Annotated in this window: 20 protein-coding genes and 1 pseudogene; 15 read left to right on the forward strand and 6 right to left on the reverse strand. The window is 37.2% G+C overall.

What is annotated here, in order from left to right; genetic code table 11:
- Positions 1–4: 4 nt before the first annotated feature.
- Positions 5–409 (reverse strand): Cd(II)/Pb(II)-responsive transcriptional regulator, encoded by a 405-nt coding sequence (gene cadR / locus L3V46_RS06830; protein ID WP_004699715.1) that lies wholly within the window; start codon positions 407–409, stop codon positions 5–7.
- An 84-nt stretch (positions 410–493) separates the two neighbouring features.
- On the opposite strand from cadR, the gene L3V46_RS06835 reads away from it, so the two are divergent.
- The 8 genes from L3V46_RS06835 to L3V46_RS06870 all read left to right on the forward strand — a co-directional run bounded on the left by L3V46_RS06835 (position 494) and on the right by L3V46_RS06870 (position 10,813).
- Positions 494–1,774, forward strand: coding sequence for a cation diffusion facilitator family transporter (locus tag L3V46_RS06835; protein ID WP_004722331.1), 1,281 nt, complete (start codon positions 494–496; stop codon positions 1,772–1,774).
- A gap of 10 nt (positions 1,775–1,784) precedes the next feature.
- A complete protein-coding gene (locus L3V46_RS06840) occupies positions 1,785–2,042 on the forward strand; it encodes a FeoA family protein (RefSeq protein WP_004722330.1) in 258 nt (85 codons plus the stop codon).
- Entirely contained in the window at positions 2,032–3,861 is a 1,830-nt protein-coding gene (locus L3V46_RS06845; protein ID WP_004722327.1) for a ferrous iron transporter B, read from the forward strand. The genes L3V46_RS06840 and L3V46_RS06845 overlap by 11 nt, the downstream gene beginning before the upstream one ends.
- Positions 3,862–3,992: 131 nt before the next feature.
- Entirely contained in the window at positions 3,993–4,397 is a 405-nt protein-coding gene (locus tag L3V46_RS06850; protein ID WP_239045274.1) for a hypothetical protein, read from the forward strand.
- Between the two features lie 80 nt (positions 4,398–4,477).
- A complete protein-coding gene (locus L3V46_RS06855) occupies positions 4,478–5,782 on the forward strand; it encodes a TolC family protein (RefSeq protein WP_004722321.1) in 1,305 nt (434 codons plus the stop codon).
- Positions 5,782–7,272: an efflux RND transporter periplasmic adaptor subunit gene (locus L3V46_RS06860; protein WP_239045275.1), complete on the forward strand. Its 1,491-nt coding sequence runs from the start codon at positions 5,782–5,784 to the stop codon at positions 7,270–7,272. Before L3V46_RS06855 ends, L3V46_RS06860 begins: the two co-directional genes overlap by 1 nt.
- A 14-nt stretch (positions 7,273–7,286) precedes the next feature.
- A complete protein-coding gene (locus tag L3V46_RS06865) occupies positions 7,287–10,421 on the forward strand; it encodes an efflux RND transporter permease subunit (protein WP_004823018.1) in 3,135 nt (1,044 codons plus the stop codon).
- Positions 10,422–10,456: 35 nt separating this feature from the next.
- The gene (locus tag L3V46_RS06870; RefSeq protein ID WP_004722317.1) at positions 10,457–10,813 is read left to right on the forward strand and encodes a copper-binding protein; all 357 of its coding nucleotides are present in this window, start codon (positions 10,457–10,459) and stop codon (positions 10,811–10,813) included.
- Positions 10,814–10,970: 157 nt separating this feature from the next.
- Here the strand turns inward: L3V46_RS06870 and L3V46_RS06875 are convergent, their stop codons facing one another.
- Genes L3V46_RS06875 through xseA form a run of 3 tightly spaced genes read right to left on the reverse strand, consistent with a single transcriptional unit; the run spans position 10,971 to position 12,719 of the window.
- Positions 10,971–11,258, reverse strand: a complete 288-nt coding sequence (locus L3V46_RS06875) for a phage protein NinX family protein (RefSeq protein ID WP_004722315.1) — start codon at positions 11,256–11,258, stop codon at positions 10,971–10,973.
- Positions 11,259–11,269: 11 nt separating this feature from the next.
- The gene (gene xseB / locus L3V46_RS06880; RefSeq protein ID WP_004722313.1) at positions 11,270–11,467 is read right to left on the reverse strand and encodes an exodeoxyribonuclease VII small subunit; all 198 of its coding nucleotides are present in this window, start codon (positions 11,465–11,467) and stop codon (positions 11,270–11,272) included.
- Entirely contained in the window at positions 11,460–12,719 is a 1,260-nt protein-coding gene (xseA, locus tag L3V46_RS06885) for an exodeoxyribonuclease VII large subunit (RefSeq protein ID WP_239045276.1), read from the reverse strand. The genes xseB and xseA overlap by 8 nt, the downstream gene beginning before the upstream one ends.
- 171 nt (positions 12,720–12,890) lie before the next feature.
- Here xseA and L3V46_RS06890 point away from each other — a divergent pair, with 171 nt between their 5' ends.
- Together L3V46_RS06890 and L3V46_RS06895 are read left to right on the forward strand one after the other, a co-directional pair.
- Positions 12,891–14,195 carry a nucleotidyltransferase gene (locus tag L3V46_RS06890; protein ID WP_004722309.1) on the forward strand — a complete coding sequence of 435 codons (1,305 nt, stop codon included), beginning with the start codon at positions 12,891–12,893 and terminating at the stop codon, positions 14,193–14,195.
- A gap of 2 nt (positions 14,196–14,197) precedes the next feature.
- Entirely contained in the window at positions 14,198–14,800 is a 603-nt protein-coding gene (locus tag L3V46_RS06895; protein ID WP_004722307.1) for an SLATT domain-containing protein, read from the forward strand.
- On the opposite strand, the pseudogene L3V46_RS06900 reads toward L3V46_RS06895, so the two are convergent.
- Positions 14,763–15,062 (reverse strand): annotated as a pseudogene (locus tag L3V46_RS06900) (integrase); the annotation flags it as partial. The gene L3V46_RS06895 and the pseudogene L3V46_RS06900 sit on opposite strands and share 38 nt — an antisense overlap.
- A gap of 853 nt (positions 15,063–15,915) precedes the next feature.
- Between L3V46_RS06900 and L3V46_RS06905 the strand changes: the two are divergent.
- The 5 genes from L3V46_RS06905 to L3V46_RS06925 all read left to right on the forward strand — a co-directional run bounded on the left by L3V46_RS06905 (position 15,916) and on the right by L3V46_RS06925 (position 20,289).
- A protein-coding gene (locus L3V46_RS06905) for an IS3 family transposase (protein WP_225367773.1) occupies positions 15,916–17,048 on the forward strand; the annotation gives its coding sequence in 2 pieces (ribosomal slippage) (positions 15,916–16,168 and positions 16,168–17,048; 1,134 coding nt in all).
- Positions 17,049–17,837: 789 nt separating this feature from the next.
- The gene (locus L3V46_RS06910; RefSeq protein ID WP_239045277.1) at positions 17,838–18,425 is read left to right on the forward strand and encodes a type 1 fimbrial protein; all 588 of its coding nucleotides are present in this window, start codon (positions 17,838–17,840) and stop codon (positions 18,423–18,425) included.
- A gap of 92 nt (positions 18,426–18,517) precedes the next feature.
- On the forward strand, positions 18,518–19,120 hold the full coding sequence (locus L3V46_RS06915) for a type 1 fimbrial protein (RefSeq protein WP_239045278.1): 603 nt from the start codon (positions 18,518–18,520) through the stop codon (positions 19,118–19,120).
- Between the two features lie 88 nt (positions 19,121–19,208).
- A complete protein-coding gene (locus tag L3V46_RS06920) occupies positions 19,209–19,805 on the forward strand; it encodes a type 1 fimbrial protein (protein ID WP_239045279.1) in 597 nt (198 codons plus the stop codon).
- A gap of 88 nt (positions 19,806–19,893) precedes the next feature.
- The gene (locus L3V46_RS06925) at positions 19,894–20,289 is read left to right on the forward strand and encodes a hypothetical protein (protein ID WP_239045280.1); all 396 of its coding nucleotides are present in this window, start codon (positions 19,894–19,896) and stop codon (positions 20,287–20,289) included.
- Positions 20,290–20,320: 31 nt separating this feature from the next.
- On the opposite strand, the gene L3V46_RS06930 is transcribed toward L3V46_RS06925, so the two are convergent.
- Positions 20,321–21,453, reverse strand: a protein-coding gene (locus L3V46_RS06930) for an IS3 family transposase (protein ID WP_225367773.1) whose coding sequence is annotated in 2 segments (ribosomal slippage) — positions 20,321–21,201 and positions 21,201–21,453 — 1,134 coding nt in all. Because the reading frame shifts where the segments join, the coding sequence is not laid out codon by codon here.
- Between the last annotated feature and the right edge of the window lie 507 nt (positions 21,454–21,960).

The following is a 21,960-nucleotide window of genomic DNA, read 5'->3' on the forward strand; positions in this document are numbered from 1 at the left end:
TTAATTATTTTAAACTTACGGATAACCCTTCAAGTACTTTACAAGAGTTAATTTCCAAAAAACCAGAGCATTTACTTCTTAAATCAGAAAGTTGTTGCTTAAGCTGAATCTGTTTTTGGATATTCTGCTCTAATTGATGAATATGTTTATCAACTAAGATGTTAATAGAACTACAGTTTCCACAAGGTTTGTCTTTGTATGCTAATAAAATTTTTATTTCGTCCAAGCTCATATTCAAAGTTCGGCAATTAAGAATAAATAGAAGTCGCTCTAAGTGGTCTTTGTTATAAAGTCGATAATTAGCTTCCGAACGATTAGGGGCTAGTAATAAAGCTTCTTTTTCATAAAACCGTATTGTAACAACAGGGCAACCGGATAGCTGAGATAATTCACCAATTTTTAAGTTCATTTCAAGTCACCTGATCTATTGACTCTATAGTAGCTATAGGGATTTTAATATGCAATACGTGAAGATATGACTATAGGCACATCAATGAGTGGTTGCGGTTGTAATCAAGAAAGTTCTTGTGAAGACACTAAGCAAAAACAAAATGAATCAAAAACAGATTCTTGTAAAATTAAAGATTTAGCTACAGAAGAAAGTAAAAGTTCTTGTTGCGATAATGAGGTACAGCAAGAACCTACCCCTGATGAAAAAGATTCCTGCTGTAGTAAGCAGTCGAATTCATGCTGTGGTTCGGATTCGATAACTTCACCTGAAAAGATTAGGGGGAGTGAAGATACAGCGACTTTCATCAGTGACTATAGCATCCCGAAAATGGATTGTTCCGCAGAGGAACAAATGGTTCGGATGACTTTATCTTCATTGGTAGATGTTAAGAGCTTGGTTTTTGATTTGCCGAACCGAAACCTAAAAGTTCTGCATAATGGTGAAAGTAATGAAATCACTGCAAAACTTGAAGCTCTTGGATTTGGGGCAAAATTAAATAAAACTGAAGCTTATGAAAATAAAGAACAAGCACAAGAAGCTAGTACTTTTCTGATTCCGAAGATGGATTGTTCGGCAGAAGAGCAAATGGTAAGAATGGCACTTTCTCCCTTGCATGAAGTTAAAGGTTTATCTTTTGATTTGGCGCAAAGACAGTTAGTTGTTTTCCATACCAATGGGATTAATGAAATTACCACAAAACTTGAAGCCCTTGGCTTTGGTGCAAAGCTTGTGGAAACGGTAAAAGCTACGGGGGAATTGCCTGAAGCACCTGATCCAACTAAGCAGGCGAAAGTACTAAAATTATTATTAGCGATTAATGGTGTTCTTTTTTTTATTGAATTCATAAGTGGCATTATTGCCGAATCTACAGGTCTTATTGCCGACTCTCTTGATATGTTTGCTGATGCTGCTGTTTATGGTATAGCACTTTATGTAGTAGGAAAAGCAGCTAAGTATCAAGTAAAAGCAGCTCATTTCGCTGGTTGGATTCAATTGTCATTAGCTCTTGTTGTTATTGTTGATGTGATTAGGCGCTTTATTCTAGGTAGTGAGCCTGAATCTAGCATAATGATTATTATTGCTTTCTGTGCACTTATTGCAAATGTTGCCTGTCTCTATTTACTGACAGGCCACAAAAATGGAGGTGCCCATATGAAAGCAAGTTGGATATTCACCGCAAATGATGTAATCGTTAATATGGGAGTCATTTTTGCCGGTGTACTTGTGACATGGACTAGCTCAGCTTACCCTGATTTGATTATTGGTATCCTCGTTTCATTGTTCGTGCTTAACGGCGCTAGAAAAATTTTGGCGTTGAAATAAGGTGTAGACAATGAATTTATTTCAAGTAAAGCAAGACCAAATTGTAAAAATCATTGATCTTAAAAAGGGTGATCAGTATCAAGATAAAAATGATCCTGTTCTAGAGCGTTTAGAACTGCTGGGCTTTAGAGTAGGTGAATCCTTACAAGTACTTGCAAAAGGGCTTTTTGGTGGTGACCCCGTATTGGTTCAAATTGAAACCTCACGTTTCGCATTAAGAAAAAATGAAGCAGAACGAATTTTTGTAGAGATTACCAATGAACACTAAAAATATTGCACTCGTTGGTAATCCCAATTGCGGTAAAACATCACTTTTTAACACCCTCACAGGGACTCGTCAAAAAGTTGCTAATTATGCTGGGGTAACGGTAGAACGGAAAGAGGGTTTTTTTAAATTACCTTCTGGCGATACTGTACGAGTACTGGATTTACCTGGGACTTACAGTTTAAAGCCAAGTAGTTTAGATGAAGAAGTAACTAGAGCAGTCTGTTTTGGCGAGTTAAAAGGTGAAGTTATACCTGATATTTTTGTATGTGTTGTGGATGCTACGAATCTTCATCTTCATTTAAGTCTTGTACTTGAAGTCAGAGCTTTAAACAGACCAATGTTACTTGTTCTTAACATGATGGATGAGGTTAGAAAACGTGGTATCTCGATTGACACATCAAAATTATCTCAGCTCTTAGGTATTCCTGTTGTTGAATCGATAGCTGTAAAGACAAAAGGGATTCAGGGTTTATTAACGCAGTTAGACCAAAAAAATTTGTTTATTTCCCCTTATCATTCTGATCTAAATCATTTCGACCAAATCAAAGATATTACAAAACAGGTCATATTGAAGAATGATAATGGTGATAAACGAACGGCTTTCTTAGACAAAATATTCTTACATCCATTTTTTGGATTATTAATATTGACCTTTACCATGTTTGTAATGTTTCAGGCGGTTTTCATTTGGGCACAACCCTTCATTGCATTTATTGAAAATTCGATTACATGGTTTAGTGGGGCTGTTGGGCCTTTAATTTCGCACCAACTTCTAAGAAGTTTGATTGTTGACGGTGTGATTGCGGGTGCAGGTAGTGTGCTTGCCTATATGCCTCAAATTCTTATTTTATTTTTCTTTATTTTAGTTTTAGAGGAATCGGGTTACTTACCTAGAGCTGCCTTTTTGTTGGATAAACTGATGTCTAAAGCAGGCTTAAGTGGGCGTTCATTTATTCCGTTGCTTTCAAGCTTTGCCTGTGCCATCCCAGGAATTATGGCAACACGGAGTATCAGTTCTGAAAGAGATCGTTTGGCAACGATTATGATTGCACCTTTGATGACGTGTTCTGCACGATTACCTGTATATGCTTTGCTGATCGCTGCATTCATTCCAAACAAGTTGGTTTATGGTTGGCTCAGTTTACAAGGTCTAGTTCTGTTCGGGCTTTACATGTCAGGAATCGTATCCGCTTTATTGGTTTCTTTATTCCTGAAATTAGTAAGAAAAGATAAAACTGAAAGTATTTTCATTTTTGAATTACCTACATACCGTATTCCAGATGTTCGAAATGTAGCTTTGGGGCTTTATGATAGAGCGACTATATTCTTAAAAAGAGTTGGTGGAATTATTGTCGCACTTTCTATTTTATTATGGTTCTTGGTAACGTTCCCATTACCACCTGATAACCCAACAATGCCACCAATCAATTATAGTATTGCTGGACAGTTAGGACATCTAATCCATCCAATATTTGCTCCGATTGGATTTACGTGGGAAATTTGTATTGCTTTGATTCCTGCCATGGCAGCTCGTGAAGTGATTATTGCTGCATTAGGGGTAATCTATGCAATGTCTGGTGATGAGAATGCAGTTACCCAAACCTTATTATCTCAAATATCGGGTCCTGATGGATGGGGACTAGCGACAGGGATGTCACTATTGGTTTGGTTTATCTTTGCTCCACATTGTTTAGCAACATTGGCAACTATCAGAAGAGAAACAGGGAGTTGGAAACAGCCAACCATAATGGCCATCTATCTTTTCTCGTTGGCCTACTTATTCTCTTTCATAACTTATCAAGTTGTGAGTCGTTTTTAATCTAGAGCATGGTTGTTGATTCATATCAACAACCATGCTCTTGTTTAAGTAATTATTTAAATTAATTATAGGATTGTTATTTTACTAAGAATCTGTAAAACTAAAAAAGCTTAAATTTTGGTCATGACATTATGCACTGGTTAAAAACATGCCTTTCGCTGTTTTTATCATTTGCTATCCTTATCGTAGGATCGGCAGCAGCAGCTGCATCTGTACATAGTCCATGTTTAATGTCATCTCAAGATATGCAATCGATGCAAATGATGAATTCTGAAGATCATGAAAAAGCAAGTACTATGCACATGGATTGTATGAAAGCTGAAGTAAAGATTAAGAAGCAATTACATGATCCATCATGTATGTCTAAGCAAGATTGTATTATGTCATTTTCTAAAATTGCATATAGATCTACAGCACTAGGTGTTTTGCAATCTATGGTTTCTTCCCCTGTGGAACAGTCTACTTTTTCTCCATTAAATCAAAATTTCACCTCATCTGATCCTTCCAATTTATGGAAACCCCCACGCTCTAATTAATTTGATGACTAATCATCATTCATAGAGTTTTCTATGGATGTTCTGCACGTGCGCGTGTACATCATTTTAGAGCTAAAAATATGAACTTTAATAAAGAAAAGCTGTCCCTAAAATGGGGTGGATGCTCAATTGCAACGATCTGTTTTTTCTTGAGTTATGGTCATGCTTATGCCCAGCCATTGACTTTGGATACAGCGTTGAAGCTTGCTGAGCAATATGCACCTACTCTAAGGGCCAATAGTGCTCAGATTGAAGGCGCTGAGAATATGGTTTCAGCTTCCGGTATCTTACCCAATCCTAAACTGTTTGTTGGCTTAGATAATTACCCCGTGTCTGGCGATGCCGCATGGTCAGTCACACAAGAAGGCATGACGATGCAAAAGATTGGCATCATGCAAGATTTTCCAAATCGTGCCAAAAGATTGGCCGAAATAGAATTAGCAAAAGCTGAATTGGGTTCAGCTAATGCTCAGACAGAAATTCTTCGTATTGAGTTACGTCAAAAAGTAGCATCGGTATGGCTTAAGCGTTTTTATCTTGAGCGTAAACTGGCCTTATATGATGACCTTCTTTCAGAAAATGGATTGTTATCCCAGATTACGCAGACACAGGTTACATCTGGTCGGACTATGGTTACTAATGCGATTTCCCCTAAGCTGGACAAAACGGTTTTACTTGATCAAAAAGATGATTTACTTCGAGATTTAAATAAAGCAAAGCTAGAATTACACCGATTAATCAGTGAGGATTCTAGTCGTACAACTGAAATAGAAAGTTTGCCTAGCCAAGAACCTGTAATTAATTTTGATACATCACGTTTATATCATCATCTGCATCAACATCCTGAATTGAAAGCATTTCAAGCAGAAAGGCAAACTGCTGAAGCCAAACTTAAGCAAGCTCAAGCCCTACAAAAATCAGATTGGAGTATCGAGTTTGCCTATCAGCACCGTGCTCCTGAATTTGGAGATATGATTGGTGTGCAACTGACAACAGAACTACCAGTATTTTCAAAAAAACGTAGTAGTTCATTGGTTCAAGCCATTTTAGCGGAACAAAACAGGATTACAGTAGATCAGGAGATAAAATACCGCGAGCATCTCACCATGTTAGATGAGGGGCTATCGGACTTAAAAGCCCTTGATCAACAAATCCAACGTACAGTTCAAAGTACACTTCCTTTGACTAAACAAAAAGTAAATTTACAGCTAGCAAGTTATCAGGCTGGTAAAGCCAATTTGTCAGATGTCATTGAGACACGACAAGCATTACTAAATCAGCGATTACGCCTCATCGATTTACAACAACAGCAAGCAATTATCAAAGCCCAGCTCTATTTTTCTTTTGTAGAACCGACCTTAAACCATGCTGAGGAGTCACGATAATGTTAAAAAATAAATTAGCATTCGTAATGACTGGCTTGATTGTGGGTAGCTTAGGAATTGGTAGTGGTGCTGGATATTGGTACGCTCATCAAAATGATAAAAAGCAAACTGTAAGTGATCAAGCAACCGCTAAAGTATTGTACTGGTACGATCCAATGAAACCAGAACAGCATTTTGATAAGCCGGGGAAATCTCCTTTTATGGATATGCAGTTAGTCCCTAAATATGCTGATGAAGGTGATTCTGGAACGACCGAAAGTGCAGGTATAAAGATTGACCCATCTCTTCAACAAAATCTAGCTATTCGTTATGCCACAGTCGAACAAGTTGTAATGGGTAATACTTTGTTAACCAATGGCATATTACAAGCGAATGAACGACAGGTAGCGATTCTGCAAACACGGGCAAGTGGTTTTGTTCAGCGTGTCTATGGCCATGCAGTCGGGGATATAGTGACTCAAGGGAGTCCGATTGCTGATATTTCAATACCAGAATGGACTGGGGAGCAGACCGAGTTTTTGGCAGTACTTAAAATAGGAGACCGTTCTCTTATTCAAGCAAGTCGACAACGCCTACAGCTTTTGGGAATCCCACCAAATGTGATCCATCAAGTCGAACAGACACATCAAGTACAATCTAATATGACTTTGAGTGCTCCCATAAGTGGATTCATTGACTCATTAGAAGTTCGTAGTGGAATGACTTTAACTATGGGGCAAACACTTGCCTCAATTAAAGGAATTAATCCAATTTGGTTAGAAGCAGCAGTGCCTGAAACGCAAATTGCTGGAATAAAACGAGGAGCTAAAGTCGAAGCAACTTTTGCTGCATATCCTCAAAAAGTGTCTGGTAAAGTTATTGATATTTTACCGACACTAGATACTACAAGCAGAACCATAAAAGTTCGTATTGAGTTACCCAATAGAGAGGGACAACTCAAGCCGGGAATGTTTGCTTCTGTCAAACTCTCCAACAATCCTCAAAGCAGTTTAGTTGTGCCAGAGCAAGCTGTTATACGTACCGGTACTCGTAATATCGTCATTGTGGCACATGAACAAGGGCGTTTTGAACCTGTTGTTGTACAGTTAGGGCAGAGTGATGGAAATAAAATAGCAATTCTACAGGGTTTGAACGCTGGTCAGAAAGTAGTGGTTTCGGGACAATTCCTAATTGATTCTGAGGCCAATTTACAGGGTGTACTGGATAAGTTAAACACTGGACAATCGATTACTTCATCTCAAGTAACTAAGGCATCAATATACCAAGGCATTGGTAAAGTGGAAAAAGTTACAGCTCAAGACATTACCATTTCACATCAGGCAATTGCTGAGTTGGGTTGGGGGGCTATGACCATGGGCTTTAAACAACCAGTACAACCATTTACCCAAATTCAGCAAGGAGATCAGGTCAGTTTTAGCTTTACACATGTTGGGGATGCTTATGTTATTTCTGACATTTCCAAGATGTCTATGACATCTATGAAGAACTAAACGGGAGAACCATCATGATCGCCCGTATTATTCATTTTTCAATTGCAAATCGAGTATTAGTCTTATTCGCCGCTGTAGTTCTTGCCATTTGGGGAACTTGGGCTGTCAAAAATACTCCGGTTGATGCTTTGCCAGATCTGTCTGATGTACAAGTTATTGTGCGAACTAATTTTCCCGGTCAAGCACCACAAATTGTTGAAAATCAGGTGACTTATCCTTTAACAACGACCATGTTATCAGTGCCCGGTGTTAAAGCTGTTCGGGGCTATTCTTTTTTTGGTGATTCGTTTGTTTATATCATTTTTGATGAACATACTGATCTTTACTGGGCACGTTCTCGCGTGTTGGAATATCTGAATCAAATACAAGGGCGAATGCCTACAAATGCAAAATCTTCATTAGGACCAGATGCTACAGGTGTTGGTTGGATTTACGAATATGCTTTGGTTGATCCAACAGGGCAACATGATCTCTCACAACTGCGAAGCATACAAGACTGGTTTTTGAAGTATGAACTAAAGACAGTACCGAATGTGGCTGAGGTTGCCACAATTGGGGGAATGGTTAAGCAGTATCAAATTGTTTTAGACCCTACCAAGATGGCAGCATTCGGTATAACTCAACGAAGTATCATTGAGGCAATTCAAAAGGCAAATCAGGAAACTGGCGGTTCAGTCCTAGAAATGGCTGAAACTGAATATATGGTAAGAGCTTCTGGTTATTTAAAAACATTAGAAGATTTTCGGCAGATACCATTACGTACGAACAGTTTAGGCATCCCAATCACTCTTGGAGAGGTTGCAACGATTCAACTCGGACCTGAAATGCGTCGTGGAATTACTGAACTTAATGGACAAGGAGAAACCGTTGGAGGTATCGTGATTTTACGTGCTGGTAAAAATGCACGTGAAACCATTACTGCTGTAAAAGAAAAACTTGCCGAATTACAACAGAGTCTACCGAAAGGCGTGCAAGTTGTTCCAGTATATGATCGCAGTCAATTGATTGATCGGGCTGTAGAAAATTTAAGCCATAAACTGATTGAAGAATTTATTGTAGTAGCTTTGGTTTGTGGACTATTCCTCTGGCATTTACGTTCAGCAATGGTTGCGATTGTTTCTTTGCCCTTGGGAATCTTGTCAGCTTTTTTATTGATGTATTATCAGGGACTAAATGCCAATATCATGTCATTGGGTGGTATTGCGATTGCAATTGGTGCTATGGTCGATGCCGCTGTGGTTATGGTCGAAAATGCACATAAGCATATCGAAGCTTGGCAACATGAACATCCTGATCAAGTTTTAAAAACACAAGAGCGTTGGGACATCATTACGCATTCTGCTAGTGAGGTTGGACCTGCTTTATTTTTCTGTTTACTCATCATTACTTTATCCTTTGTTCCTATTTTTACTTTACAAGCACAAGAAGGACGACTGTTTTCTCCATTGGCATTTACTAAAACTTATGCCATGGCCGCCGCCGCAGGGTTATCAATTACACTGATTCCAATTTTGATGGGGTACTGGATTCGAGGGAAGTTACCCTCTGAACAATGCAATCCATTAAACCGTTTTCTAATCAAAATATACCGTCCGATGTTGGATAAGGTCTTAGCTTATCCAAAGACAACTTTATTTGGTGCATCATTCATTTTTCTTCTCAGTCTTTTCCCTTTAACTCGCTTAGGTGGAGAGTTCCTGCCCAATATGGATGAAGGTGATTTACTGTATATGCCTTCGGCTTTACCGGGATTGTCCGCAGCAAAAGCTTCTGAGTTACTTCAACAGACTGATCGAATGATTAAAACTGTTCCAGAGGTTGCCACGGTATTTGGTAAAGCTGGGCGAGCAGAGTCAGCTACAGATCCAGCACCTTTAGAAATGTTTGAAACCACGATTCAGTTTAAACCGCGATCTGAATGGCGTTCAGGTATGACATCCGACAAGTTGGTAAAAGAACTGGATAAAGCCGTTCAAGTACCGGGTTTAACAAATATCTGGGTGCCACCTATTCGTAACCGAATTGATATGTTGGCAACTGGGGTTAAAAGCCCAATCGGGATTAAGATTTCAGCAAATGATTTGCAAGATATTGATCGGGTCGCACAACAAATTGAACAGGTTGCCAAAAAGATACCCGGTGTTAGCTCAGCTTTAGCTGAACGACTCACTGGTGGGCGATATGTTGATATCGATATTAATCGAAAGCAAGCTGCACGTTATGGTCTTAATATCAACGATGTACAGCAAATTGTGTCATCAGCAATTGGTGGGGAAAATATTGGGGAAACTGTTGAGGGATTAGCTAGGTATCCTATTAATGTACGTTATCCACGAGAAATCCGAGATTCACTTGAAGCCTTAAGGAATTTACCAATTCTGACTGAATCAGGTCAGCAAATTGTTTTGAGTAGCATTGCCAATATTCAAATCACTGATGGCCCCCCAATGCTAAAAAGTGAGAATGCTCGCCCAAGTGGCTGGGTCTATGTTGATGTACAAGAGCGTGATTTAGCTTCTGTTGTTCAGGATTTGAAACGATCTATTGATGAACAAGTGAAACGCTCTGCGGGTATGAGTATTAGTTATTCAGGTCAATTTGAGTTTATGGAAAGAGCAAATGCTCGTCTAAAGGTGGTGATACCAATTACTTTGATGATCATTTTTCTATTGCTCTATTTGATTTTTAGACAAGTACAAGATGCTGCTCTGATTATGCTGACTCTACCATTCGCTTTAATCGGTGGTATTTGGGCAATGTATTTCAGTGGCTATAACTTTTCAATTGCCATAGCAGTAGGCTTTATTGCACTTGCGGGTGTTGCCGCAGAGTTTGGTGTGGTCATGTTGTTTTATTTAAAGCAAGCCATACAACAAACGCAGTCTTCTGAAAAATCCTTAACTGAACAACAGCTCAATGACGCACTTCGTACAGGGGCTGTTCTACGTGTTCGCCCAAAAGCGATGACTGTAGCTGTAATTTTAATCGGGCTACTTCCTATTCTTTGGGGAACAGGGACAGGTTCTGAATTGATGAGCCGTATTGCTTTACCGATGGTTGGGGGCATGATTTCAGCTCCACTTTTATCAATGTTTGTTATTCCAGCTGCATATCAGCTGTTAATCCGAAGAAAGCTATCAAAGAATTGATAGCTTTCTTATTTAGTCTAAAGAGGTTATTTATCATGTTTAAATTAAGAATAGTTATGATCCTAGTTGCTACTATGACAACATTGACTGCATGCAGTAAAAATGAAGCGGCAGAGCAAAAGACTTCTGCTGCACCAATGGAACATATGTCTCATGAGAAAGCAGAAATGGTCCAAGCTGTTGGCGTGATTACTGCAATTGATACTAAAGGAAGCATATTGACAATAAGCCATGAAGCAATTGCAGCGATTAATTGGCCGGCAATGACAATGGGTTTTAAGGTTGCTGATCCTCAGTTGTTAAATGGGCTTGCAGTAGGACAAAAAGTTGATTTTGAATTAAAAGCAGAAGGTGGAAATCAAGTCATTACTAATATTAAGCCAAAGAAATAGGCTAACTATCCTCATATATTTAATAGATTAGTCTGTAAGTAAAAAACCAACATCGTTCATTAGGAATGGTGTTGGTTTTTTACTATTTTTAATTGCAAAATAATGATTTATTTTTTTGTGAAAAGATTTTAAAAGAGCGGTTTGGTTGACAAGTAACCTATTTATTAATTTTTAGATCTATAACGTCACCAAGTTTAATCTGTATATAACATTTGATAACTGCATCTAATGCAGAAACAGATTTCTGAGTTGCTTTAGTATGGTTACCAAACGGATTAATTTCCATTGCAACCCAATGTGTTCCAAAGAATACTAAACTAATCTTTTCATGTTCGAGAATATTGCCACATAGCTCCCAATCAATAGTGGGAGTAGTTTTATGCCGCATGGCTAGCATGAGTGCATGAGGTAATTGTTCTGTAGTAAGTTGGGATATTTGAATCATAACAATGAAGGTTAGTTTTCTTTAAAAGTTTCATTCAATGCTTGTTGTACTGCATCAACTCTAGATTTACATGCTTTGTAAGCTGTCATGGATTCTTCAACAATCTTCATCAGGTTGTCGATGTCTGGCTCTTCCTGTGATTCCAGTAGGGCAGCATTCTTCTTCAGCAGTTCATAGCCATTTTTAAAGCTTAATTCATTTTTACTCATGATTTGTCACCTCACTTACACTGGCATGAATATAGCCATCTTGCATCTCAATTGAAACAGTTGAACTGACCTGTTGTACAGATCGGATAGCCTTGTTTTGATTCCGTACAATAGCATAGCCCTTGGCAAGCACATTCCTAGGATTCTGTAATAGGGTCTCACGCATTAAGGATTCAATCTGTGTGGAGGCAATTTTAATTTGCTGCTGGGCAAAATATTGTGTTGTTGACTTAACCAAATCAAGATTTCTATTAGCTGTATTGATCTGATTCTGGGCATGAGTCTTGATGGTATTCATCAACTGGTCATTCTGGCCTTGATATGCTGTTATTTGATGTTGAGACAGTAGCTTGATAGTTTGCAGATAATCCATCACGTCTTGTGACCGTTCTAAAATGATATTCCGAATACCCGCAATTACTTTACTTGGCGTATCGAAAGAACGATGGGCGATTTCATCCAGAATGGTTCGATCCTTTTCATGACCAATGCCCACCCAAATTGGCACTTTTCGTTTGCAGAGTAGGGCAGCAAGATAATAGTCATTTAAATAGGCTAAATCATTTACGGCACCACCACCCCGAATAATTACAATAAGGTCAGGTGGAACAACATAATCCTTGGCCCACTGGCGTAGCCCTAAGCTTAAGGAGTCCATAATACTATTTGCAGCAGTATTACCCTGAAAAGTGGCCGTATGGTAAACAAAATGGCAAACACCAGCTTTATTTAGAGCATTAGCATCTTTCCTGAAGTCACCCAGACCAGCAGCATTTTCTGGTGCAATCACCAGAACATTTTCAATATCAAAAGGAGCAGGAAGTGACTTATTCAGATTCACCAAGCCCTCAGTACTTAGGCGGGCAATAATCTGTTGGTAGCGTTTGGCAATGTCACCCAATGTAAAGCTAGAGTCGATGTCTTCAATGTTGACGGAAAACCCGTACTGAGGATCAAAACGGGCTTTTATTTTAATGAGAACATTTAAGTCTTTTGAAAGTTCAATGCCACTTTCACGCTCAAACTTGAGCACAATTTTTACGGCGGTGAATTTCCAAATTGTTGCTTTGCAGCTTGCAATGACTTTATCTGTATCCTCTTCCTTTTCAGCTAATTCAAGATAGAAGTGTCCACCCTTGATACTCAGGTTACGTATCTCAGCTTTTACCCAAACAGGCTCATCAAAAGACAGACGAATGACTTCCTGTACGGTTGATAGGTAATCGCTGAGAGAGAATTGGGTTTCAAGCATTTGATAAACCAAAATAGTGAATGTTGTTTTTAAAGTGATAAAAGTTAAAGTCTTACATTTAAGTTATGCGTCATAATTTGTCGTATGAATTAGTATGTTATATTTTAAACCTATTTGGTTATGCTAAAGTGAAACTATATTAATAATTATCTTGAATTAAAAGGATAAATTATGTCCGTTTCACAAATGTTCCAAGATTTTTTGAGTAATCTCAAAATTGATAATGAAGATCAAATTACAAATAGATATCAAGAGATTACAAAGGCTTTAAATCAAGAGTTTCGTAACACAGAATCTAAAACAGATAACTGTCTACAAGTAGGGTCTTATGGGCGTTGGACGGCAATTAAGGGTATTTCTGATCTTGATATGCTGTATATCCTGCCTTCTTCAAAATGGAAGGAGTATGAGGATGGTGGGCAGTCTAGACTCCTAAAAGATACGAAAGATGCAATTTTAAAGCGTTATCCTCGTACTACAGTTTTTGTAGATCGTTTAGTCGTATGTGTTCAATACACTAATTTTCATGTTGAAGTTCAACCTGTTTTTAAACAGGAAGATGGGTCTTATAAGTATCCTGATACTTATAATGGAGGAAGCTGGAAGATAACAAAACCACAAGCTGAAATTGATGAAATGAAAGTCATGAATGATGCTAAAAATCGAAATTTACGTCGTTTATGCAAAATGGTACGTGCATGGAAAAATAAGCATGGTATATCAATGGGAGGATTGCTCATTGATACACTAGCTTATAATTTTATGAAATCTACCACTGAATATGATGATAAGAGTTATCTATATTACGATTGGTTAAGTCGTGATTTTTTTAAATTTTTAGTAGATCAACCTGACCGTGATCATTATCAGGCTTTAGGTAGTAATCAAGATGTAAAAGTTAAGGCTAAATTCCAAAATGCTGCACAAGATGCTTATGATCTTTGTTTAGAAGCGATTTCATTAGGAACGGATGACAAAGCTTATTCTAAATGGAGAATGATTTATGGTCGTAATTTTCCTAAAGCACCAAGTCAAAAAGCGAGTATGTCTATTCGTATCGAAGATATGCGCTATGAACATACGGAACAATTTATTGAGGATCAATATCCTGTAGATATTCGCTACAAACTCAAAATTGAGTCTAGAGTAACCAAAGATGGGGAGTTTATTGACTTCTTAAGAGGCTTTAAACGAAGAAGGAAAAAGTTAAATCATGGTCGTAGCTTAAGTTTCTATATTGAGGAAAATACGACGCCAACAAATTTACAAAATTACTCAGTTAAATGGAAAATTCTCAATAGAGGTGAAGAGGCTAAAAGACGTAATTGTATTCGTGGGCAAATTATTTGGGACAGTGGAAATAAACAGATTGAAGAATATTCAAGCTTCAATGGTGAGCATTTAGTTGAATGTTATGTCATTCAGAATGGTGTAGTCGTTGCTCGTGACCGTATTCATGTGCCCATTGAGGATTAAAGATGAATAAAGCGGAACTTTTGAGATACATTGCTGAAACAGGATATAACGTCGGATTTGGAGCAAAAAAGAATTTTGCAACATATGATCTCATTGAGAAGATGCCGGGATGGATTGGATTTATATCTACGGCAGTTGGTATTCTTGGGCTAATAATTGATGCGCTGTCAACAAAATTAGTCTCAGCTATTTTTGTAATCATTGGTATATGTGGACTGTATATTAGTTTTTATGATAAAGACAAAAATAGATATGAGAATGCAGGCAAAGAATTAACGAAACTTTTTAATGAATTGAAATCGTTATATTTTGATGTCAAATGTTTATCTGAAAATTCGGATGTATCTGCCTATCAAGTTAGGATACAAGATATTGAAACTAGATATTTTTCTCTTTGTATCAGTAAGCAGATACTTTTTAGTAATTGGTATGCTCATTACAAATTCTTCTGGGAACATCAAATTAGTTGGATAGATGAGCAATTAAAATTCAGATTTATAAGAGATAAAATTCCTTTATCTCTTATTTTTATATTAGTTGCTTTTGTATTTGGTATCGTAGTTTTTTTTAGCTGTAATTTATGGCTTCAGGCCGTTTGTGCATGATATAAATGGCCCAGTCGGCCATTAGTTTTTCAAGATACCTTCCACGTAAGTAATAAGCTTCAATTTCATCTGGTAGTTTATGGGCAAGTACATGCTCACAAACTTCCCGTGGATAATCTGTTTTATCGGCTGACCAGTCGCGGAATGTAGAACGAAAACCATGTGTCGTGATCACTAGATTCTGTTTAGGATCAATATAGCCTAAGCCATTTTCTTTAAACTTCTATTCATACATACGTTTGATCAGGGTAGTCAAAGACATATAAAAGTATTTTACGGCAAGTGATGATTGTTGAGGTACAATCATCAAGTCAATGAATTAAAGAATCTTTTATAACTAAGCGCAAAAATTATTGGTTGATTTTTTTGTAGTAAAAATAGCAGTAAAAAACTAAATTTAAATATTTTTATTGTTATTAATCAATATTTTATATTTTAAATTTGACTGTCACCGCTCCCGCCAAATAAAAAGGGAATCAAACGAATAGTTTGATTCCCTTTTTATTTGGCACAAATTTGGCACTATTCGAAATTTTAGCTGATGACTACTCAAGTCCATTGACGGTGCTACACAACATTTGTCTGCTATTGTATTGATCGCGATCTCAGCGAATAGCGGCATCCAGAGCCATTCCAAACTGGACAAAATATTTTTCCATCGATTTTAGTTGCAGGCTTATTCATATAAGAATCATCGTGCTGAATAAGCCTTTAGAGATAGGTTTGTAATAAAACCGTTTCTAAGCAAAATGCTGCTTTAAAAAGGGTATTACGCATTCTGAATATTGTTCAGGGAAATCTCGATAAATATAAGTATGTTCTGCATCCGCGAAGATTTTAATTTCTACTTGTGTTACATGTTCGAGCCCTACTTTAAGCCGGTGGCCAAACTCGGGTGGGGTATAGATATCTTTTTCTCCATACATTAATAAGATGGGTGGTTGATATTTTACCTGTGTAGATTTTGCTAACGGATTGAGTTCCTGATTAAGTTTTGGTAGCACTGTATTTGATACCTTGAGTATTGAGAGGTGGATCAGGAAATTTGAACAACACTTATAAGTGATATTTTGCTCCCCAAATGATGTTATAAACATCAATATATGGAGTATTTTATGGCACGTAGACCAAGAAGAAATCATTCAAATGATTTTAAAGCTAAGGTAGCACTTGCTGCGATTAAAGCAGAAAAAACACTTGCTGAATTGAGTGCTGAATTTGATGTTCATCAAAACCAAATTATCGACTGGAAAAATCAACTGATTTCAGCTTCCTCGCAAGCTTTCGATCAATCAAAAGCTCCAACAGAACCACCCATCGATCTAAAAAAACTACATGCAAAAATCGGTGAGCAGGCATTAGAAATTGATTTTTTAGAAGGTGTGTTGAAGAAACTGGGCCGCTTCAACCACAAAAGTTAATCGATGACTCACTTCAGATTTCAGTATCTAAGCAAGCTCAGCTGCTGAAAGTCTCCCGTGGTTGTTATTACTATCGCCCAAAACCTGTGAGTGCATCAGATCTGAAGCTGATGCGGTGTATGGATGAGTTACATATGCAATACCCTTTTGCAGGTAGCCGTATGATGCGTGATTTGTTGAATCGTCAAGGACATCATATAGGACGACGTCATACACGTACTTTAATGAAGAAAATGGGCATTAATGCGTTATATTGCAAACCAAATTTAAGCCAGGCTAATCAAGCTCACCGCAAATATCCATATCTGCTCAAAGGATTGGCTATTCAGCGCAGTAATCAAGTGTGGTCTACGGATATAACGTATATCCCTATGGCAAAAGGCTTTGTTTATTTATGTGCTGTGATTGATTGGCATAGCCGCAAGGTACTTGCGCATAGAGTATCGATTAGTATGGAGGTTACATTTTGCATAGAAACATTAAATGAAGCTATTGAAAAATATGGTCGACCTGAAATATTTAATACAGACCAAGGCAGTCAGTTTACCAGTGATGCATTTATTGATGTATTGAAATCAAATGACATCCAAATCAGCATGGATGGTAAAGGTCGATGGGTTGATAATGTGATGGTTGAACGATTATGGCGGAGCGTTAAATATGAAGAGGTGTATCTCAAAGCCTACAGCAATGTTTTGGATGCGAAGAAGCAATTAAACGCATATTTTGAATTTTATAATTTGAAACGACCTCATTCGAGTCTGGACAAAATGACTCCAGATGAGTTTTACTATGACCAGCTACCACAACAAAATAAGGTAGCTTAACTAGAGCAGAGTATCACTTATAAATAAGCTTTTAGTTGTTCAAACATGTGGGACCACCTCTGATCGATATAAAAATTCCTCTCATCCTCTCATCCTCTCATCCTCTCATCCTCGCTTTCTCACAAAGAGAGAAAGCACTTTGAATAGCAATATGATTTACGCCACACGATCATTTTTGATTGATGAACGAAATCGATTGAATATCATTTTATAAAAAATCATAAGTGCTTTAATGAATATTCAGTCAATGATGTTGATGGGTAACACTTTGGATGGGTATAGAAGATCTTAATAAGGAAGCTGGATGATGGGGGCATTTATATGATTGCAAAATGATAAAACATATTATTTTAGTCGGGTTAAATCTATAATGAGAAAAATGCTTTTATTGATGTTTAGTCATATTTTGATATGTTGTAAATGGTGTTTAAAATTAAAATAAAAATAAATTTTTGATCATTTGTTTTATTTATGATTATGAATTTTAATAATAAAAAATTATACATGATTTTTTGTAATGAATTTGCATGATAAAAAGTAAACTTAAAAATATTGTGATATGCGGATATTTTTGTCAGCATGAAGTTTTATTTTAAATTGTTGGAAATTTAAAATAAAAATAAATATTAAAATAAGCTCTGGCTTGAAATAAGCAGAGTTTTAAAGTGAACAGCAACAGCGTTTATATATTTAGATCTATCTATTTTCGTTGAAATTACCATGTCTCCTAATGTGAATCACAGCATCGTTAAATTATCGCATTTATTAAAGCTTTATAAGGCTGATTCAATGAATAAACTGACTTTACCTACATTCAGCACTTTGCTTTTAACTTTGGCATGTACCAACGTGTTTGCAGTAGATGGCACCATTAGAGTCAATGGTGTTATCACTGACGGAACATGTATATTACAAGGTAGTAGTGGTGTAAGTGGTAATAAAGATCTAACGGTTACTTTGCCCACTGTACCTAAATCAAAGTTTAATACAATGTCAGTGTACTTTATGATGGAATTAAGAAATGCTGATGGTACTGGTGTTTGTGATGCCGCAACAAGTTATGCCTTAAAAGGGATACATCTGAGTGCAATTTCACCAACTGACTTGGATGTAGATGATAAGACTTTATTGGTCAATAAAGCTGCAGATGTATCCATTAAAAATCCTATTTTTATTCAAATCGAGACTGATACTGGTGTTGGTTCTGCTAGACAGGTAGATTTTTCTGCACCTTGGGGAACACAGGCGAAAAGCATTGTTTTTCATTTTGGTCTTCGTACAGCCGTTACTTACTATATAAATTACGCTGCTAAGAATTGGATTGTCGATGCTCAAACTGTGCAAGCAAAGATAAATTATACCTTGCACTATAATTAAATTTGCCTCTGTTGTTTTTGGTTGGGAAGTATACGTTTACTGAAGATTGAGCAATTTAAAATGATTAAAAATTTATAAAGGAGGGGGATTCAATGAAGGAACTGATTTTACCCACATTGAGTACTTTGCTTTTAACGGTATGTACAAACGTATTTGCTGTAGATGGCACCATTACCGTCAATGGTGTCGTCACGGATCAAACTTGTACATTGCAAGGTGATGGTGGTTATGCAACTGGTTCGAAAGATATCGTTTTTCCATTAGGTATTGTACCTAAATCGTGGTTTACGCCTACAGTTCCAGTGCCAATGCGTTATGGATTTACGCTACAGTTAACCAATGCAGCAGGTACAGCTCACTGTGATGTGGCAACAAGTAAAGCATTTAAAGGAATACATCTGAGTGCAATTTCACCAGATGATTTGGATGAGACAGATAAAACTTTACTCGTGAATCAAGCCACAGGTGCAGGTGGTGCTTCTAAGGCACATCCTATTTTTCTTCAAATGCAGACTGAAAACAGTAAACCTGTAGATTTTTCTGCGGCTTGGGGAACTCAGGAGAAAAGCTTAGTACGTATCCGTGCTGATGGTGAAACATATGTATATTACATAGTCGCGGTTGCTTCCAAAACGGGGATTGTTGATGCTCAAAATTTCACGACAAAGATAAATTATACATTGCACTATAATTAAATTTTGTGTGTTGATTTTATTGATGAAGTTTAGATTTATTGATGATTGAGAAAATTAAAACTTATTCAAATCTTATGAGATGTATTGAATGCAGAAACTGACTTTAGCCACATTGAGTGCTTTGGCTTTAAGTTTGACATGTAGTCGCGTGTTTGCTGTAGATGGAACCATTACAGTCAATGGTGTCGTGACTGACGGAACATGTATATTACATAGTGCTGGCGGTGATGCAAGCGGTACTAAAGATCTAACGCTTACCTTGCCCACTGTACCTAAATCAGGGTTTTATCCAAATGTACCGTTAAGTAAAAAACTCATTTATATGGAGTTACTAAATGCTACAGGTACGGGTGTTTGTGATGTAGCAACATCTAGAGCCTTTAAAGGGATTCATTTGAGTGTAAGTTCACCATCTACTGACTTGGATACAGAGGATAAAACTTTATTGGTCAACAAAGCCTTAGATGCTTCCACTACAAATCCTATTTTTTTTCAAATTACGACTAGAAATGGAATACCTGTAGATATTTCGGAACCTTGGGGAACTCAGGCGAAAAGTCCTGTTTTTGAGGGTGCTTATGCAGTGGCATATTTAAGTTATTATGTAGCATATATTTCTAAGACAGCAATTGTCGATGCTCAAAATGTGCATGCTGTTGTCAACTATACAATGCACTATAATTAAATTTTGTATGTTGATTTTATTGAGGAAGTTTAGGTTTATTGATGATTGATAAAATTAAAACTTATTCAAATCTTATGAGGTTTATTGAATGCAGAAACTGACTTTAGCCACATTGAGTACTTTGGCTTTAAGCTTGCTATGTACCAGCGCATTTGCTGTAGATGGAACGATAACAGTCAATGGTGTGGTGACGGATCAAACCTGTACATTACAAGGCTATCAAGGTCCAGTAAGTGGTGTTAAAGATCTAACAGTTAGCATGCCTGCTGTGCTTAAATCAGAGTTTAATTCTTCAATTCTAACAGCAAAGCCCAAATACATTCAGATGAGGATAACAAATGCTACGGGTACAGGGTGGTGTAATGCAGCAACAACTGCAGCTTTTAAAGGGATTCATTTGAGTGTAAGTTCACCACCTAATGACTTGGATACAACGGATAAGAGCTTATTGGTCAGAGGTGGTCCCACATGTTTGAACAACTAAAAGCTTATTTATAAGTGATACTCTGCTCTAGTTAAGCTACCTTATTTTGTTGTGGTAGCTGGTCATAGTAAAACTCATCTGGAGTCATTTTGTCCAGACTCGAATGAGGTCGTTTCAAATTATAAAATTCAAAATATGCGTTTAATTGCTTCTTCGCATCCAAAACATTGCTGTAGGCTTTGAGATACACCTCTTCATATTTAACGCTCCGCCATAATCGTTCAACCATCACATTATCAACCCATCGACCTTTACCATCCATGCTGATTTGGATGTCATTTGATTTCAATACATCAATAAATGCATCACTGGTAAACTGACTGCCTTGGTCTGTATTAAATATTTCAGGTCGACCATATTTTTCAATAGCTTCATTTAATGTTTCTATGCAAAATGTAACCTCCATACTAATCGATACTCTATGCGCAAGTACCTTGCGGCTATGCCAATCAATCACAGCACATAAATAAACAAAGCCTTTTGCCATAGGGATATACGTTATATCCGTAGACCACACTTGATTACTGCGCTGAATAGCCAATCCTTTGAGCAGATATGGATATTTGCGGTGAGCTTGATTAGCCTGGCTTAAATTTGGTTTGCAATATAACGCATTAATGCCCATTTTCTTCATTAAAGTACGTGTATGACGTCGTCCTATATGATGTCCTTGACGATTCAACAAATCACGCATCATACGGCTACCTGCAAAAGGGTATTGCATATGTAACTCATCCATACACCGCATCAGCTTCAGATCTGATGCACTCACAGGTTTTGGGCGATAGTAATAACAACCACGGGAGACTTTCAGCAGCTGAGCTTGCTTAGATACTGAAATCTGAAGTGAGTCATCGATTAACTTTTGTGGTTGAAGCGGCCCAGTTTCTTCAACACACCTTCTAAAAAATCAATTTCTAATGCCTGCTCACCGATTTTTGCATGTAGTTTTTTTAGATCGATGGGTGGTTCTGTTGGAGCTTTTGATTGATCGAAAGCTTGCGAGGAAGCTGAAATCAGTTGATTTTTCCAGTCGATAATTTGGTTTTGATGAACATCAAATTCAGCACTCAATTCAGCAAGTGTTTTTTCTGCTTTAATCGCAGCAAGTGCTACCTTAGCTTTAAAATCATTTGAATGATTTCTTCTTGGTCTACGTGCCATAAAATACTCCATATATTGATGTTTATAACATCATTTGGGGAGCAAAATATCACTTATAAGTGTTGTTCAAATTTCCTGATCCACCTCTATCAATAAAGCCGAAGGTGCACCCACTACAAATCCTGTTTTTATTCAAATACGTACTGGGAAGAATAGAATTATCGATTTTTCTGCGCCTTGGGGAACTCAAGCGTCAAGTGAAATTATAATCAGTACTTTTTTTTCAGTCGTAGACTACTATGTAATGTATGCATCTAAGACTGGAATTGTCGCTCCTCAAAATGTGTATGCTGTTGTCAACTATACAATGCACTATAATTAATTTTTATCTTGTTACCTAAGTAGATAATCATGCATTTGCTGCTGCTTTAGAAAATTAAAATTTAAAAAAACTGCATTTCATTGCGGTTTTTTTACTTTTGCTTCGTCATATAACTTAGAACACATGAAAACACAGATTATTTTAACTGAATGAAGTTAATGATTATCATTTAACCTTGGGTGGGT

Source organism: Acinetobacter sp. AG3 (genome assembly GCF_022343575.1).
Taxonomy (GTDB): domain Bacteria; phylum Pseudomonadota; class Gammaproteobacteria; order Pseudomonadales; family Moraxellaceae; genus Acinetobacter; species Acinetobacter guillouiae.

Coding starts and splice junctions, on each gene's coding strand:
- L3V46_RS06910 (WP_239045277.1), top strand. CDS start 17,838: ATGAATAAACTGACTTTACCTACATTCAGCACTTTGCTTTTAACTTTG.
- L3V46_RS06860 (WP_239045275.1), top strand. CDS start 5,782: ATGTTAAAAAATAAATTAGCATTCGTAATGACTGGCTTGATTGTGGGT.
- L3V46_RS06920 (WP_239045279.1), top strand. CDS start 19,209: ATGCAGAAACTGACTTTAGCCACATTGAGTGCTTTGGCTTTAAGTTTG.
- xseB (WP_004722313.1), bottom strand. CDS start 11,467: ATGAGTAAAAATGAATTAAGCTTTAAAAATGGCTATGAACTGCTGAAG.
- L3V46_RS06840 (WP_004722330.1), top strand. CDS start 1,785: ATGAATTTATTTCAAGTAAAGCAAGACCAAATTGTAAAAATCATTGAT.
- L3V46_RS06845 (WP_004722327.1), top strand. CDS start 2,032: ATGAACACTAAAAATATTGCACTCGTTGGTAATCCCAATTGCGGTAAA.
- L3V46_RS06850 (WP_239045274.1), top strand. CDS start 3,993: ATGCACTGGTTAAAAACATGCCTTTCGCTGTTTTTATCATTTGCTATC.
- L3V46_RS06835 (WP_004722331.1), top strand. CDS start 494: ATGAGTGGTTGCGGTTGTAATCAAGAAAGTTCTTGTGAAGACACTAAG.
- L3V46_RS06855 (WP_004722321.1), top strand. CDS start 4,478: ATGAACTTTAATAAAGAAAAGCTGTCCCTAAAATGGGGTGGATGCTCA.
- L3V46_RS06890 (WP_004722309.1), top strand. CDS start 12,891: ATGTCCGTTTCACAAATGTTCCAAGATTTTTTGAGTAATCTCAAAATT.
- L3V46_RS06895 (WP_004722307.1), top strand. CDS start 14,198: ATGAATAAAGCGGAACTTTTGAGATACATTGCTGAAACAGGATATAAC.
- L3V46_RS06915 (WP_239045278.1), top strand. CDS start 18,518: ATGAAGGAACTGATTTTACCCACATTGAGTACTTTGCTTTTAACGGTA.
- L3V46_RS06865 (WP_004823018.1), top strand. CDS start 7,287: ATGATCGCCCGTATTATTCATTTTTCAATTGCAAATCGAGTATTAGTC.
- L3V46_RS06925 (WP_239045280.1), top strand. CDS start 19,894: ATGCAGAAACTGACTTTAGCCACATTGAGTACTTTGGCTTTAAGCTTG.
- L3V46_RS06875 (WP_004722315.1), bottom strand. CDS start 11,258: ATGATTCAAATATCCCAACTTACTACAGAACAATTACCTCATGCACTC.
- L3V46_RS06870 (WP_004722317.1), top strand. CDS start 10,457: ATGTTTAAATTAAGAATAGTTATGATCCTAGTTGCTACTATGACAACA.
- cadR (WP_004699715.1), bottom strand. CDS start 409: ATGAACTTAAAAATTGGTGAATTATCTCAGCTATCCGGTTGCCCTGTT.
- xseA (WP_239045276.1), bottom strand. CDS start 12,719: ATGCTTGAAACCCAATTCTCTCTCAGCGATTACCTATCAACCGTACAG.